Origin of the sequence: Mycobacterium sp. GA-1285 (assembly GCF_001499905.1) — a bacterium.
GTDB lineage: Bacteria > Actinomycetota > Actinomycetes > Mycobacteriales > Mycobacteriaceae > Mycobacterium.
Window position 1 is genome coordinate 231,386 of record NZ_LQIS01000034.1, and the last position, 14,265, is coordinate 245,650.

A 14,265-nucleotide genomic window follows, 5' to 3' on the forward strand; every position below is an offset into this window, starting at 1 on the left:
CCGTCGAAAGGGCAACTGTATGAGCAACCGGCGGCCGGCCAGGGAGTCGGTGGTGATCGGTGCGGCGTCGGGTATCGGTTGGGCGACGGCCCGCGCGCTGGCCGCCGAAGGCGACCGTGTCACGCTCGCCGACCGCAACATCGACGGGGCCCGCGAGCGCGCCGCCGAACTCGGTGACCCTCACACCGCCGCCCGCGTCGAGGTCACCGACGAGGCGTCGGTGCAGGCCCTGTTCGACCAGACCGGGCCGCTCGACGTCGTCGTCAACTGCGCGGGGTTCAGCAACGTCGGGATGATCACCGAACTCGCTGTCGAGGACTTCCGCGCGGTCGTCGACGTCTGCCTCAACGGCGCGTTCATCGTCGCCAAGCACGCGGGCCGCACGCTGCGCGAGGGCGGCGCACTCGTGTCGATCAGCTCACTCAACGGGCGCCAACCCGCAGCCGGGATGAGCGCCTACTGCGCCGCCAAAGCGGGCCTGTCGATGCTCACCCAGGTTGCCGCGCTCGAGTGGGGACCGCGCGGCATCCGCGTCAACGCCGTGGCGCCCGGCTTCGTGCACACGCCGCTGACCGCCCCCGCCGCGGCGGTCCCCGGCGTCGTCGAGGAGTACGTCGAGAACACCGCGCTGGGCCGCGCGGGCACACCCGAGGACATCGCCGAAGCGGTGCTGTACCTGTGCTCGCCGAAAGCGTCCTGGCTGACCGGTGAGGTGCTCGACCTCAACGGCGGCGCCCACCTGAAGCGCTACCCCGATGTGATGGGCCACGTCATGAAACTGGCGGACTCCCAATGAGTTTCGATGGAAAGCAGGCCCTCGTCACCGGTGGCGGTTCGGGTATCGGCGCCGCTTTGTGCCGGGCGCTGGTCGCCGCGGGCGCCGAGGTGGTGTGCACCGACATCGACGCCGACGCGGCCGAGCGCACGGCGGCCGGCCTCGGCGAAAGGGCGCACGCTGCACGCCTGGACGTCACGGACGCGGAGGCGGTACAAGCCGCCGTCGACGCCGTGGTGGACCGGGCCGGACGCCTGGATTTGATGTTCAACAACGCCGGCATCGTCTGGGGCGGCGACACCGAACTGCTGACGCTGGAGCAGTGGAACGCGATCATCGACGTCAACATCCGCGGCGTGGTGCACGGGGTCGCGGCCGCCTATCCGTTGATGGTGCGTCAGGGGCACGGCCACATCGTCAACACCGCGTCGATGGCGGGCCTGACCGCGGCCGGGCAGGTGACCAGCTACGTGATGACCAAGCATGCGGTTGTCGGGCTCAGCCTGGCCCTGCGCTCGGAGGCCGCCGAGCGCGGCGTCGGGGTGCTAGCCGTGTGCCCCGCCGCGGTCGAGACCCCGATCCTCGACAAGGGTGCCGTCGGCGGCTTCGTCGGCCGCGACTACTTCCTGCAGGCTCAGGGCGGCAAGCCCTACGACGCGGACCGGCTGGCCCGCGACGTCCTGCGCGCGGTCGAGAAGAACAAGCCGATCCTGGTCAAACCTCGCATCGCGCATGCACAGTGGATGTTCGCGCGGCTCGCACCGGCCCTGATGAACCGGGTGTCGATGCGGTTCATCGCCGACCAGCGCGCCAAACAAGCGCAAGCCCGGCACACGCTGTAGACATAGCGGCAATGAGTACCGAGTTCTCGCTGCCTCAACGCCGGGCGTTGGCCGTCGCGACCGTCGTCGCGATCGGTTTCGGCGCGTACTTCCTGCGCGGGTTCTTCATTCTCATCGTGGTGGCCGCGGTGGCCGCCTACCTGTTCTCACCGCTGTACACGCGGCTCAACAGGCGGATGGGGCGCGGACTGTCGGTGACGCTGACCGTGCTCGCCGCGTTCGCTTCGGTGATCGTGCCGTTGAGCCTGTTCGTCACGCTCGCGGTCGTGCAGATCACGACCATGGTCGAGCGGGCGGCCGAGTGGGTCGGCCGCACCGACCTGTCCGCGCTCGGGGATCGGGCGCTGCAGTTCGTCAACGACCTGTTGCGCCGCGTGCCCTACATCGACACGACGGTCACCCCGGAATCGCTGCGGAGTTCGATGGCGCGGGTCGCCCAGGAGGCCGGCCAGTGGCTGCTCGGCCTGCTGCAGGGCGCGGCGGGCGGCCTGTTCGGCGGGATCACCGCCGCGATCCTGTTCGTCTACGTGTTCGTGTCGCTGCTGACGAACCGCGAACGCGTGGTGACGATGATCCGCCAACTCAACCCTCTCGGCGAAGGGATCACCGACGTCTACATGGCGAAGATGGGCGCGATGGTCAAGGGCACCGTGATGGGCCAGTTCGTCATCGCGGTCTGCCAGGGTGTCGCGGGCGCCGCGTCGATCTACCTGGCCGGCTTCCATCAGGGTTTCTTCCTGTTCGCCGTGCTGCTGTCGGCGTTGTCGGTCATCCCCTTGGGCAGCGGCATCGTCACGATCCCGTTCGGTGTCGGAATGATCCTGTTCGGCAACGTCTTCGGCGGCGTCTTCGTGATCCTGTTCCACCTGATCGTGGTGACCAACATCGACAACTTCCTGCGGCCCATCCTGGTGCCGCGCGAGGCCCGCCTCGACGCCGCGCTGATGCTGCTCGCCGTGTTCGCCGGAATCAGCATGTTCGGCGCGTGGGGCATCGTGATCGGGCCGGTGGTGATGATCGTCATCGTCACCACGATCAGCGTCTACCTCGAGGAGTACAAGGGCGTGCCGATGCGGCGGCCCGACTCCGCCGACGAAAAGCCCAAGCGCCGAAACCCGTTCTGGTGGTTGGGCCGTCGCATCAAGGAGGCGCGGGCCAGAAAGCAAGCCGAGGGCGAACCTAAACCAGCCGTTCCTTAAGGAACGCGACCACGCGCTTGAGTGCCGCGTCGGTCGGGTGACCCTCCTGGTGGCGCAGTTCCAGCGTTAGCACCGAGTGAGCCATCGCGCCGAATCCGTGTTCATTGCCCTTGCCCGAGTCGATCTCGATCACCTCGAACGCATCACCGAGCCGGTCCTTGAGCGTCTTGAAGCGTGCCGCGGGCACCAGCGGGTCCTTGCTGAAGCGCAATCCCAGCGCGCACAACCCTTCGTCGGCGGCGCGGCGTTCGACGACCTTCAGCTCGGCCTCCGACAGCCCCGGGTCGCGGCGCTGCTTGGCGGTCAGCGGCAACGGCAGCGACGGCTGGCTCAGCACCGGCGCGAGGACGCTGTCGTCGACCGCCGCGGCCAGGGCGAAGCCACCGGTGAAGCACTGGCCGATGACCCCGACGCCCTTGCCCGGGGTCTGCTCGTTGAGGTCGCGGGCCAGTGCGCGCAGGTAATGCGCGACGGGGCGGTCGGCGTTGGTGGCGAATGCGGCGAATTCCCTTGCCACACAACCGCGCAGCATGACCGGCACCATGCCCGGCCGCATCGGCGGTGCACCGGGCGTGCCGAACAACGACGGAATCGCGACGGTGAACCCCGCTTCGACGAGGTGGTTGCCGAGCGCGAGCACGCCGGGGTGCACGCCGGGCATCTCGGGGATGAGCACCACGCCCGGGCCCTCACCCTTGCGGTAGACGTCGTGGGTGTACCCGGCGGCGGTGAAGGGCGCGGCGGCCCATCCGGTGAGGTCGGCTTCCGGTGCCGCCCCGGCGGCGACATCAGGGTCCGGTGCGGTCATGGGCGCTTCTCCAGTTCGCTCGTTACGCGAGATTGAAACCATGCAGAGAAAGTGCGGGAAGCGGGCTGCGTGGGTGCAATCTCGCCGAACGAACCACGCCCACTCCTACGCGTAGGGCAGCGGCGCCGCGGTCTGCGTCGCCGCCGCCAGCGTACGGAATTCGCCCGCATCCGCGGCGCCGGTCAGCGCAATCTGCGCCGGTCCGCCCGGACCGGCCAGCCGGGTCGTCCACACCGGTTCGGCGGGTTTACCGTCGTCGTCGCCCTCGTAGACCACCCACTTCACGCCGTCGACGTCCTGCACCCCGGTGGGCACGACGTCGGAGTCGAGCGAGCCGACCAGCTTCTCCTCGTCGGCGTTGCTCTGGGTGAGGCTCACATACATTCCGCTCGGCGCGAGATAGCCGACGGTGGAGCTGACGGCCCGCAGCAATTGCCCCGTCGCGGGGTCGGTGCGACCGGCCTCGATGCCGTTGCGGCTACCTGAGTTCGACTGCCAGCCCTCGGGCAGGGGCGGGATCCGGATCGGGATCTTCAGCGCGTCGGCGTCGGCACGCAAGGCCGCGGGCGCGTCGAAGGATGGGACGGGGCCCGCACCGGGCCCCGAGCCCTGAAACGAGCACATCCCCAGCATCCCGGCCAACACGATGCAGGCCAGAACCAGCGGCGCCATCGACCAGAACATGTCCCGGCCGTCATGCAGCAGCCGTGACTTGGCGGCCGGAGCCGGTCGGCCGGGGACAGATGGCCGGCGCGGCTCGGGAGCCTGTTGCGTGGTCACTCAGCCAGTATCCCAGCTCCCGAACGTGGACCGGCTAATGGGACAATCTGGGCCATGAGTCCGACCCGTGGTGAAGCCCCAGATCGAAATCTCGCGCTCGAGCTCGTCCGAGTAACCGAGGCAGGCGCGATGGCCGCGGGCCGCTGGGTCGGCCGCGGTGACAAGGAGGGCGGCGACGGTGCGGCCGTCGACGCCATGCGCGAGCTGGTGAACTCGGTGACGATGCGCGGCGTGGTGGTGATCGGCGAGGGCGAGAAGGACAACGCGCCGATGCTCTACAACGGCGAAGAGGTCGGCAACGGCGACGGACCGGAGTGCGATTTCGCCGTGGACCCGATCGACGGCACCACGTTGATGAGCAAAGGCCTGTCCAACGCGATCTCTGTGCTCGCCGTCTCCGAACGCGACACTATGTTCGACCCCTCCGCGGTGTTCTACATGAGCAAGCTCGCGGTCGGGCCCGAGGCGGTCGACGCGATCGACATCACCGCCCCGATCGGGGAGAACATCCGCCGGGTGGCCAAGGCCAAGAACGTGTCGGTCTCCGACCTGACCGTGTGCATCCTGGACCGGCCGCGCCATCAGCAGCTGATCGCCGATGTCCGGGAGGCCGGCGCGCGGTGCCGGCTGATCACCGACGGCGACGTCGCGGGCGCCATTTCTGCGTGCCGCCCCAACACCAGCACCGACATGCTCGCCGGTATCGGCGGTACACCGGAGGGCATCATCGCCGCGGCCGCAATCCGCTGCATGGGCGGCGCCATCCAGGGCCAGTTGGCCCCCAAGGACGACGAGGAACGACAGAAGGCCATCGACCGCGGCCACGACCTGGACCGCGTGCTGACCACCGAGGACCTGGTCTCAGGCGACAACGTCTTCTTCTGCGCCACCGGCGTCACCGACGGCGACCTGCTCAAGGGCGTGCATTTCTACAGCGGCGGCTGCACCACGCAGTCGATCGTCATGCGCTCCAAGTCGGGCACCGTGCGGATGATCGAGGCCTACCACCGGCTGTCCAAACTCAGCGAATACTCCGCGATCGACTTCACCGGCGACAGCAACGCCGTCTACCCGCTGCCGTAACCACCAGACAAGTAAGGACATTCATGAGCGTCGACTCCGACAGCGCAGCCGAGACCGAGTACCGCATCGAGCACGACACCATGGGCGAGGTCCGGGTGCCGGCCAATGCGCTGTGGCGCGCGCAGACGCAGCGCGCGGTGGAGAACTTCCCGATCTCCGGGCGCGGCCTCGAGCGCACCCAGATCCGCGCCCTCGGCCTGTTGAAAGGTGCCTGCGCGCAGGTCAACAAGGACCTCGGCCTGCTCGCAGCCGACAAGGCCGACGCGATCATCGCCGCGGCCGGTGAGATCGCCGACGGTCAGCACGACGACCAGTTCCCCATCGACGTCTTCCAGACCGGTTCGGGCACCAGCTCCAACATGAACACCAACGAGGTGATCGCCGGCATCGCGGCGCGCAACGGCGTGACCGTGCACCCCAACGACGACGTCAACATGTCGCAGTCGTCGAACGACACCTTCCCGACGGCGACGCACATCGCCGCGACGGAAGCTGCTGTGCGCCATCTCATTCCCGCGCTCGAGGTGCTGCACGAGTCGCTGGCTGCCAAGGCTCGGCAGTGGCGTACCGTCGTCAAGTCCGGGCGCACCCACCTGATGGACGCCGTGCCGGTGACGCTCGGCCAGGAGTTCAGCGGTTACGCCCGTCAGGTCGAAGCCGGCATAGAAAGGGTGAAGGCGACCCTCCCCCGGCTCGGCGAACTTGCCATCGGCGGCACCGCGGTGGGCACCGGCCTCAATGCGCCCGACGACTTCGACGAGCGTGTCGTCGCCGTGCTGCGTGAGCAGACCGGCCTGGCGGAATTGCAGGTCGCCGCAAATCATTTCGAGGCTCAGGCGGCCCGCGACGGGCTGGTCGAGGCGTCGGGTGCGCTGCGCACCATCGCCGTGTCGCTGACCAAGATCGCCAACGACATCCGGTGGATGGGCTCGGGACCGCTGACCGGGCTCGGTGAGCTTCAGCTGCCGGATCTTCAGCCGGGTAGCTCGATCATGCCGGGCAAGGTGAACCCGGTCATTCCCGAGGCCGTCACTCAGGTGGCCGCGCAGGTGATCGGCAACGACGCTGCGATCGCGTGGGGCGGGGGCAACGGGGCGTTCGAGCTGAACGTGTACATCCCGATGATGGCCCGCAACATCCTCGAGTCGTTCAAGATCCTGACCAACTCGTCGAAGCTGTTCGCCGAGCGCTGCATCGACGGGTTGGTCGCCAACGAGGACCGGCTCCGTGAGCTGGCCGAGTCGTCCCCGTCGATCGTCACGCCGTTGAACTCGGCGATCGGCTACGAGGAGGCGGCCGCAGTCGCGAAGCAGGCGCTCAAGGAGAAGAAGACCATCCGTCAGACCGTCATCGATCGGGGCCTGATCGGCGACACGCTGTCCGAGGAGGAACTGGACCAGCGCCTCGATGTGTTGGCGATGGCCAAGGTGAGAGACGACGAGCGTTAAGCGCGTTCGCTCTCCGTCGTACCTGGCCGCCGCGGAACTGGCTCGCGTGATGGGTCAGCGCGGCCGGTAAGGGGTATACGGGTCTCGTCAGCTGTAGGGCTCAGCTCCGATTCTGAGGGGATATGCCGGGGGACGCGGGGGACGCGGGGGACGTTGTGATCGCCCAGTCGACGCACCGGCGCGCGGTCGTTGGCTTCCTGGACTCGGTCGCGCAGGGCCCGTCGGCGTTGCTGATCGAGGGCGAACCGGGGATCGGCAAGACGACGCTGTGGTCGGCCGCGGTCAAGCAGGCGCAACAGCGCGGATTCCACGTCCTGTCGACCCGCCCGGCGGCTGCGCAGTCGGTGCTCGCGTACACCGCACTGGCCGACATGCTCGAGGAGGCCGACACCCGCACGTGGGCCGACCTGCCGACACCGCAACTGCTCGCCGTCGACCAGGTGCTGCTGCGTGCGGACAACGGTGCGGTGACCGATCAGCGTGCGGTGGCCGCGGCGTTTCTCTCGGTGGTCGAACGACTCAGCGACGACCGTCCCGTCCTGTTGGCCATCGACGACCTGCAATGGCTCGACCCGTCGAGCCGGCACGTCATCTCCTTTGCGATACGGCGGCTCACTGGGCGCACCGGAGTACTGGCCAGCCTCCGTACCGAAGCAGGCGACGGTGGGGGCGACGACTGGCTGCAGTTGTCCCGGCCCGACGCCCTGAATCGAATCCGATTGCATCCGTTGAACATTCAGGATCTGCATCGGGCGGTCTCGGCACGGTTGCGACGGCCCTTCTCACGTCCCACCATCGACAGGATCCATCAGGTGTCGGGCGGGAACCCGTTTTACGCGATCGAATTGGCCCGTTCCCTCGACCACTCGACGAGTGTCGACTCGTCGCTGCCCGGCACCCTGGCCGACGTGGTGCGGACCAGGCTGGGCAGCCTCGAATCCGATGTCCACGACGCATTACTGGCCGCTTCGTGCCTTGCCGTGCCGACGGTGGAGGTGGTGTCGGATGCGACGACGGGCGACGCGGACCGGCTGGTCGGATTGCTGGAGGTCGCCGAGGCCAAGGGCATCGTCGTGATCGACGGCAACCGCATCCGGTTCACACATCCACTGCTGGCCAGCGGGGTCTACACCGAGGCGTCTCCCGGCCGCCGCCGGTCGATGCACCGCCGGCTCGCCGAGATCGTCGACGAACCCGAACTCCGTGCCCGACACCTCGCGCTGGCCGCCACCAAGGGCGACGACGTCACGCTGGAGGCGCTCGACATGGCGGCGGAATCGGCGCGGGTGCGCGGAGCACCCGCCGCGGCGGCCGAACTGGTGGATCTGGCCATCGGCCTCGGCGGTGACACCGCGGAGCGGATGCTGCGCTCGGCGCTGCACCATTTCGACGCCGGGGAGCAGGAGCGCGCGGCGGCGGTTCTCGCGGAGGCCGTCGAACGACTGCCCACGGGCGCACTGCGTGCGGAAGCGTTGAGCCGACTGGCGGTGGTGCGGCTGTACGGGGACGGCTTCATCGAGAGCGCTCGCCTGCTGCGCGAGGCGCTCGACGAGGTACACGACAACCACGCACTGCGCGTCCAGACCTTGATCACGTTGGCGTACACACTTTTCCACGCCAACCAGCTAGAGCAGAGCCTGGAAACCGCCGCCCTGGCGGTCGCCACCGCGGAGCACCTCGACCAGCCGCATCTGCTCAGCATGGCGCTCGGGATGCTGGTCATACTGCGGTTCGCCGCCGGCCACGGCTACGACGAAGAGACGTTGCAGCGAGCGCTTCGACTGGAGGACCCCGAGGCGTACGCACCATTGGTCTTTCGGCCCGTCATGCAGCACGCCCTGCTGCTGGAGTGGACCGGCCGGCTCGACGAAGCGCGCGGCGTCGTGGACCAGATTCGTGCGCGCTGCCTGGAGAAGGGCGAGGAGGGTGAGCACGTCTTCGTCTCGCAGCACGTCGTGACGAACGCGATCGCGCGCGGTGACTTCGTCATGGCCAACCTGGTCGCCGAGGATGCCGTGGAGAAGGCCCGGCAGCTGGGGGGCAACACCGCGCAGTTCCTGACCCGGAGCTTGCGGGCTCAGCTGGCCGCACTCGCCGGCCACGAGGAGTCCGCCCGCCGGGCAATCGATGATGCCCTCGAATGTGCCAGGCAGACCGGCACGTTGCGAATGGCGGACCGGGTGCGCACCACGCTCGGGTTCCTGGAGGTCTCGCTGGGCGACTACGAAGCCGCCGCGGCCGCTCTTCAACCGATGCTCTCGGAGTTCGACCCCGACACCACGCCGACCGAACTGCCGAATGCCGCCTACCTGCCGGACGCGATCGAGGCACTGGTACATCTCGACCGCCTCGTGGAGGCAGAACAGCTCACCGCCGCCCTGGAAAACAACGGCCGCAGATTGAATCGGGAGTGGATGCTCGCGATGGGTGCGCGATCACGTGCCATGCTGCTGGCCGCGCGCGGTGACCTGGGCGCCGCTCACAAGGCGGCGCAACGGGCGATGGCCGTACACGACCGGCTGCCGATGCCTTTCGAGCGCGCACGGACGCTGCTGACCCTAGGCCAGATCGAACGCAGGCAACGCAAGAAAGAATCGGCGTCGGCGCACCTTCGGGAGGCCTTCGAGGTATTCGAGCGTCTCAACATCCCCCTGTGGGCGGTCAAGGCGTCCGCGGAGTTCTCGCGTGCGAGCGCCGGGCCACAGCGCAGCGGCGAATTGACGCCGTCCGAGCAGCGGGTCGCAGAACTCGTCGCGACCGGAATGAAGAATCGAGACGTCGCGGCCGCGCTGTTCATCAGCCCCAAGACGGTCGAGGCCAACCTCGCGCGCATCTACCGCAAGCTGGGAATCAAGTCGCGAGCCGAACTGGGTCGACACGTCGGTCGCCCGAGCGGGGCCCAAACAGGTGACTACGCATAGGGAAACACCCGATTCCTCCCGCCGGGTCACGGGACTTACGGTCGTAACGCTGTCCCGCCACCCGCCATCGACTGGAGGACCGGTGCGTCTCGACGAAGCTCCCGCGGCCGCGCCCGTGACCGACCACGCCAACACCCTGGTCACGACGGCCACCAGCCAGCCGGCCCTGGGCACCGGATTTGCGGTGCTGGGCCTGGTTTCGCTACTCGACCTGCCGCGCGGCGGCCGCGCCGACCGGGTGGTGGCGCTCGGTGGCGCGGCGGCCGCCGGCTGGTACCTGGTCCGCCGCAACCGCCGCCGTTGACTGACTTCGGTGCACTATCGATCGCTTCAGCGACAGCGAGTGCACCCGAACCACCGTCGTCATGGCAGGGCGCCGGGGCTGATCTCCTCGAGCATCTCGGTCACCAGCGCGGCGATCGGCGAGCGCTCGCTGCGTAGCAGTGTGATGTGGGCGAACAGGGGGTGGCCCTTGAGTTTCTCGATCACCGCCGCGACGCCGTCATGCCTGCCGACACGAAGGTTGTCCCGCTGCGCGACGTCGTGGGTGAGCACCACGCGCGAACCGGCACCCAGACGCGACAGCACGGTCAGCAGCACGTTGCGCTCGAGCGACTGGGCCTCATCGACGATGACGAACGAGTCGTGCAGCGAGCGCCCGCGAATGTGAGTCAGCGGCAGCACCTCGAGCATGCCGCGCGAGAGCACCTCCTCGAGCACCGCCGGGCTGGCCAGTCCTTCCAGCGTGTCGAAAACCGCCTGCGCCCAGGGGCCCATCTTGTCGCTCTCGCTGCCGGGCAGGTAGCCGAGGTCCTGCCCGCCGACCGCATAGAGCGGACGGAACACCACGACCTTGCGTTGCGTGCGGCGTTCCAGCACGGCCTCCAGTCCGGCGCACAACGCCAGCGCCGACTTGCCCGTGCCCGCCTTCCCGCCGAGCGAGACGATGCCGACCGACTCGTCGAGCAACAGGTCCAACGCCACCCGCTGTTCGGCGGAGCGACCGCGCAGTCCGAACGCCTCCCGGTCGCCGCGCACCAACTGCACCCGCTTCTCCGGAGTCACCCGGCCCAGGGCGTGCGACGTACCGCCGAGCATTCGAATACCGGTGTGGCACGGCAGATTTCGGGCCGCCTCCGAGTCGATCTCGCCCTCGGCGAACAACGTGTCGATCTCGTCGGACATGACATCGATTTCGGCCATACCCGTCCACCCGGATGTGATGACGTCTTGCGCGTGATACTCGTCGGCCGACAACCCGACGGCACCCGCCTTCACGCGTAGCGGAATGTCCTTGCTGACCAGCGTGACGTGCTTGCCCTCGGCGGCGAGATTGGCCGCGACCGTGAGGATCCGCGCATCGTTGCTGTCGGTGCGGAAACCGGCGGGAAGCACCGAAGGATCGCTGTGGTTCAGCTCGACGTGTAACGACCCACCTTGTGCGCCAACGGGAATCGGCTGATCGAGCCGACCGTGTTCGAGCCGCAGATCGTCGAACAGCCGCAGGGCCTGACGCGCGAACCAGCCGAGCTCATGATGGTGCCGCTTGGCTTCGAGTTCGCTGATCACAACCAGCGGGACCACGACCTCGTGCTCGGCAAAGCGTGTGCAGGCCCAGGGATCTGACAACAGCACGGAGGTGTCGAGCACATAGGTCCGGCTCGGGCTGGATTGCCGGCTCCGCCGGCCCTGCGAATCGATCACGTAGCGCTCCTGGTATCCGCGGGTCCCCCGCGAACCGTCGGCGGACACTGCGGCACCAGGGCCGGGGCCGGCCCTCTCGTGATCGCAACGATCGGGTACCGCCCGGACAGCAAAGCACGTCGCTAGCCATCGAAAACGACGCTACTCCCGTTGCGGCACATGCGCCGTGCAGGCGCGCCGTAGTGTTCGCCGCTCCCCGTCCGCGCCGGCGACCGCCCGGTTAAGCGAGCGTGAACTCGCGCATCTTCGGTTCGTCGGCCAGCCCCCACGCGGCGATCCGGTCGACAATCACCTGACGCAACTGCTCTGGTCCGAAGATGCCGGCCTGCGCGACATTGCGTACCTTGTCGGCGTACGCGTCGATGTCGCCCCCGACGACGTCGAGTTCCGCCGCACGCCGCGCGATGGCGTCGACGGTTTCGTCCCGGCTCGTGGAGAGCAGGTGCGAAACCAGGTTGGCGAAGAACTCCTCGTGGCGCTCCTCGTCTTTGGCGATGCGGCCGATGAGACCCTTGAGCACCGGCTCGGTGATCTTCGCCTCGAGGTTGCGGCAGAAGAGGGCGTGAGCTCGCTCGAAGAAGGCCATGAACACCAGCCGCTCGATCTGGCTGTAGGTGTCGGCGCGGTAGCCCTTCATCACGTGTTCGACGCGGACATCCTCATTGGCGGCCGGGTCGATCTCCCGGGTGACGACGAGGTAGTTGCGCAGCGCGATGGCGTGCAGGTGCTCCTCGGCGGTCCACCGGCCGATCCAGCGGCCCCACTTCTCTTCGAGGATGAAACTGAAGACGAACTCGCGATGGAAACCGGCCAGATTGTCCTTGGTGACGAGCAGGATCTCGAGCGCGTCGGTGACGTCTTTGGGCAGAGTCACCTGCGACGGGTCCCAGTCCTTGCCGCCGAGGAAGGCGAAGTTCTCGCCCTGGTCGAACGGCACGTAGTCGTGCGCGTACCAGAGGTCCTCGCTGTCGATGTGACGACGCAGCTCCTGCTGCACGACCGGCTCGAGTTCGAGGATCAGCGCATTCGGTACAGGTTTCTGTGCCATGCAGTTACAGTAACCCAGTTCTGTGGGAATCGTAAAATTCCCTCGGCCGCGCGTGGCGCACCGGTCAGAGCGTCAGCCCCGGGTACAGCGGGTTGGCTTTCAGCAGTTCCGCCGAGGCGGCGTGCACGCGCTCGGCGGTGCCGTCGGCCAGGGTGTACTTGGCCTTCGAAGTGCCCTGCGGTTGAGTGTTGGACAGCACGTCCACGATCAGGTCGGCGACGCGGTCGAAGTCGTCGGCCCCGAATCCCCGGGTGGTCAGCGCGGGAGTGCCCAACCGGATACCGCTGGTGTACCAGGCGCCGTTGGGGTCGGCGGGCACGGAGTTCCGGTTGGTGACGACGCCCGCATCGAGCAGCGCCGACTCGGCCTGGCGGCCGGTCAGCCCGAACGAGGTGACGTCCAGCAGCACGATGTGGTTGTCGGTGCCGCCGGTGACGAGCGCGGCGTCTCGCTTGAGGAAACCGTCGGCCAGCGCCTGGGCGTTGTCGGCGACGCGCTGCGCGTACGTCTGGAACGCCGGCTGGCGGGCTTCAGCGAGCGCGACCGCTTTGGCGGCCATCACGTGTGACAGCGGACCACCGAGCACCATTGGGCAACCCTTGTCGACGGCGTCGGAGTACTCCGGCTGGGCGAGCACCATCCCGCCGCGCGGCCCGCGCAGTGACTTGTGGGTGGTCGTGGTGGTGACGTGGGCGTGCGGCACCGGATCCTCGTCACCGGTGAACACCTTGCCCGCGACCAGGCCGGCGAAGTGCGCCATGTCGACCATCAACGTGGCGCCGACCTCGTCGGCGATCTCGCGCATCTTGGCGAAGTCGACCCGCCGCGGATAGGCCGAGTAGCCGGCCACGATGATCAGCGGCTTGAACTCGCGGGCGGCGTCGGCCACCGCGCCGTAGTCGAGGAAACCGGTGTTCGGATCGGTGCCGTAGCTGCGCTGGTGGAACATCTTGCCGGAGATGTTGGGCCGGAAGCCGTGGGTCAGGTGGCCGCCCGCGTCCAGCGACATCCCCAGTAGCCGCTGGTTGCCGAGCTTGTTGCGCAGCTTCTCCCAGTCCGCCTCGGACAGGTCGTTGACGTGTTTGAGGCCGGCCTCGGCCAGTTCGGGTGCTTCGACCCGGGTGGCCAGGATCGCCCAGAAGGCAACGAGGTTGGCGTCGATGCCGGAGTGCGGCTGCACGTAGGCGTACGGCGCACCGAACAGTTCACGGGCGTGCTCGGCGGCGAGACTCTCGACGGTGTCGACGTTCTGGCAGCCCGCATAGAACCGGTGCCCGATCGTGCCTTCGGCGTACTTGTCGGAGAGCCAGGAACCCATCGTCAGCAGCACCGCAGGCGAGGCGTAATTCTCGCTGGCGATCAGCTTGAGCGAATCCCGTTGATCGGCAAGCTCTTTACGCGTCGCCGCCGCGATACGCGGCTCCACCGACTCGATCACCTGCAACGCGGCCCGGTAGGCGGCGCTCGCGGTCTCGGCGTACTCCGCGCCAGGAGCGGCAGCGTTGGAGGTCACGGGGTCTGCAGTCATGGGGTTCAGCCTACGACGCCGGGATCGCTCAGCGACCAGCCCATACGGGTCGGCCATACTCACAGCAGTCACATCGGGCCCGCAGATCACGGAGGCAACATCCGCATCCGGGCAGATAGATGTGCGCGA

12 protein-coding genes are annotated in these 14,265 nt (G+C 68.1%); 7 read left to right on the forward strand and 5 right to left on the reverse strand.

What is annotated here, in order from left to right; genetic code table 11:
- Positions 1-19 precede the first annotated feature (19 nt).
- Genes AU193_RS17180 through AU193_RS17190 form a run of 3 tightly spaced genes read left to right on the forward strand, consistent with a single transcriptional unit; the run spans position 20 to position 2,816 of the window.
- Positions 20-796: an SDR family NAD(P)-dependent oxidoreductase gene (locus AU193_RS17180; RefSeq protein ID WP_064423560.1), complete on the forward strand. Its 777-nt coding sequence runs from the start codon at positions 20-22 to the stop codon at positions 794-796.
- Positions 793-1,617: an SDR family oxidoreductase gene (locus AU193_RS17185; RefSeq protein ID WP_064423561.1), complete on the forward strand. Its 825-nt coding sequence runs from the start codon at positions 793-795 to the stop codon at positions 1,615-1,617. The genes AU193_RS17180 and AU193_RS17185 overlap by 4 nt, the downstream gene beginning before the upstream one ends.
- A gap of 11 nt (positions 1,618-1,628) precedes the next feature.
- The gene (locus AU193_RS17190; protein WP_064423562.1) at positions 1,629-2,816 is read left to right on the forward strand and encodes an AI-2E family transporter; all 1,188 of its coding nucleotides are present in this window, start codon (positions 1,629-1,631) and stop codon (positions 2,814-2,816) included.
- Here the strand turns inward: AU193_RS17190 and AU193_RS17195 are convergent.
- Together AU193_RS17195 and AU193_RS17200 are read right to left on the reverse strand one after the other, a co-directional pair.
- Positions 2,797-3,624, reverse strand: coding sequence for a dienelactone hydrolase family protein (locus tag AU193_RS17195; RefSeq protein ID WP_064423563.1), 828 nt, complete (start codon positions 3,622-3,624; stop codon positions 2,797-2,799). The two genes, AU193_RS17190 and AU193_RS17195, sit on opposite strands and share 20 nt — an antisense overlap.
- Before the next feature lie 105 nt (positions 3,625-3,729).
- Positions 3,730-4,404 carry a DUF4245 domain-containing protein gene (locus tag AU193_RS17200; RefSeq protein ID WP_371259230.1) on the reverse strand — a complete coding sequence of 225 codons (675 nt, stop codon included), beginning with the start codon at positions 4,402-4,404 and terminating at the stop codon, positions 3,730-3,732.
- A gap of 54 nt (positions 4,405-4,458) precedes the next feature.
- Here AU193_RS17200 and glpX point away from each other — a divergent pair, with 54 nt between their 5' ends.
- The 4 genes from glpX (at position 4,459) to AU193_RS17220 (ending at position 10,160) form a co-directional block, all read left to right on the forward strand.
- Positions 4,459-5,487 (forward strand): class II fructose-bisphosphatase, encoded by a 1,029-nt coding sequence (gene glpX / locus AU193_RS17205; protein WP_064423564.1) that lies wholly within the window; start codon positions 4,459-4,461, stop codon positions 5,485-5,487.
- Positions 5,488-5,510: 23 nt separating this feature from the next.
- On the forward strand, positions 5,511-6,935 hold the full coding sequence (locus tag AU193_RS17210) for a class II fumarate hydratase (RefSeq protein ID WP_064423565.1): 1,425 nt from the start codon (positions 5,511-5,513) through the stop codon (positions 6,933-6,935).
- Positions 6,936-7,057: 122 nt separating this feature from the next.
- Positions 7,058-9,856: a LuxR family transcriptional regulator gene (locus AU193_RS17215; protein ID WP_064423566.1), complete on the forward strand. Its 2,799-nt coding sequence runs from the start codon at positions 7,058-7,060 to the stop codon at positions 9,854-9,856.
- An 82-nt stretch (positions 9,857-9,938) separates the two neighbouring features.
- Positions 9,939-10,160, forward strand: a complete 222-nt coding sequence (locus AU193_RS17220) for a hypothetical protein (protein WP_064423567.1) — start codon at positions 9,939-9,941, stop codon at positions 10,158-10,160.
- Positions 10,161-10,219: 59 nt separating this feature from the next.
- Here the strand turns inward: AU193_RS17220 and AU193_RS17225 are convergent, their stop codons facing one another.
- From AU193_RS17225 to AU193_RS17235, 3 genes are all read right to left on the reverse strand, one after another.
- Positions 10,220-11,557, reverse strand: coding sequence for a PhoH family protein (locus AU193_RS17225; RefSeq protein WP_172798344.1), 1,338 nt, complete (start codon positions 11,555-11,557; stop codon positions 10,220-10,222).
- A gap of 223 nt (positions 11,558-11,780) precedes the next feature.
- Positions 11,781-12,608 carry an acyl-ACP desaturase gene (locus AU193_RS17230; RefSeq protein ID WP_064423568.1) on the reverse strand — a complete coding sequence of 276 codons (828 nt, stop codon included), beginning with the start codon at positions 12,606-12,608 and terminating at the stop codon, positions 11,781-11,783.
- Between the two features lie 64 nt (positions 12,609-12,672).
- Positions 12,673-14,136 (reverse strand): glycine hydroxymethyltransferase, encoded by a 1,464-nt coding sequence (locus AU193_RS17235; RefSeq protein ID WP_064423569.1) that lies wholly within the window; start codon positions 14,134-14,136, stop codon positions 12,673-12,675.
- Positions 14,137-14,265: the final 129 nt, after the last annotated feature.

What these genes read in the sequence shown, in the direction of transcription:
- AU193_RS17190 (WP_064423562.1), top strand. Translation starts at nt 1,629, where the DNA reads ATGAGTACCGAGTTCTCGCTGCCTCAACGCCGGGCGTTGGCCGTCGCG.
- AU193_RS17210 (WP_064423565.1), top strand. Translation starts at nt 5,511, where the DNA reads ATGAGCGTCGACTCCGACAGCGCAGCCGAGACCGAGTACCGCATCGAG.
- glpX (WP_064423564.1), top strand. Translation starts at nt 4,459, where the DNA reads ATGAGTCCGACCCGTGGTGAAGCCCCAGATCGAAATCTCGCGCTCGAG.
- AU193_RS17195 (WP_064423563.1), bottom strand. Translation starts at nt 3,624, where the DNA reads ATGACCGCACCGGACCCTGATGTCGCCGCCGGGGCGGCACCGGAAGCC.
- AU193_RS17185 (WP_064423561.1), top strand. Translation starts at nt 793, where the DNA reads ATGAGTTTCGATGGAAAGCAGGCCCTCGTCACCGGTGGCGGTTCGGGT.
- AU193_RS17235 (WP_064423569.1), bottom strand. Translation starts at nt 14,136, where the DNA reads ATGACTGCAGACCCCGTGACCTCCAACGCTGCCGCTCCTGGCGCGGAG.
- AU193_RS17215 (WP_064423566.1), top strand. Translation starts at nt 7,058, where the DNA reads ATGCCGGGGGACGCGGGGGACGCGGGGGACGTTGTGATCGCCCAGTCG.
- AU193_RS17180 (WP_064423560.1), top strand. Translation starts at nt 20, where the DNA reads ATGAGCAACCGGCGGCCGGCCAGGGAGTCGGTGGTGATCGGTGCGGCG.
- AU193_RS17230 (WP_064423568.1), bottom strand. Translation starts at nt 12,608, where the DNA reads ATGGCACAGAAACCTGTACCGAATGCGCTGATCCTCGAACTCGAGCCG.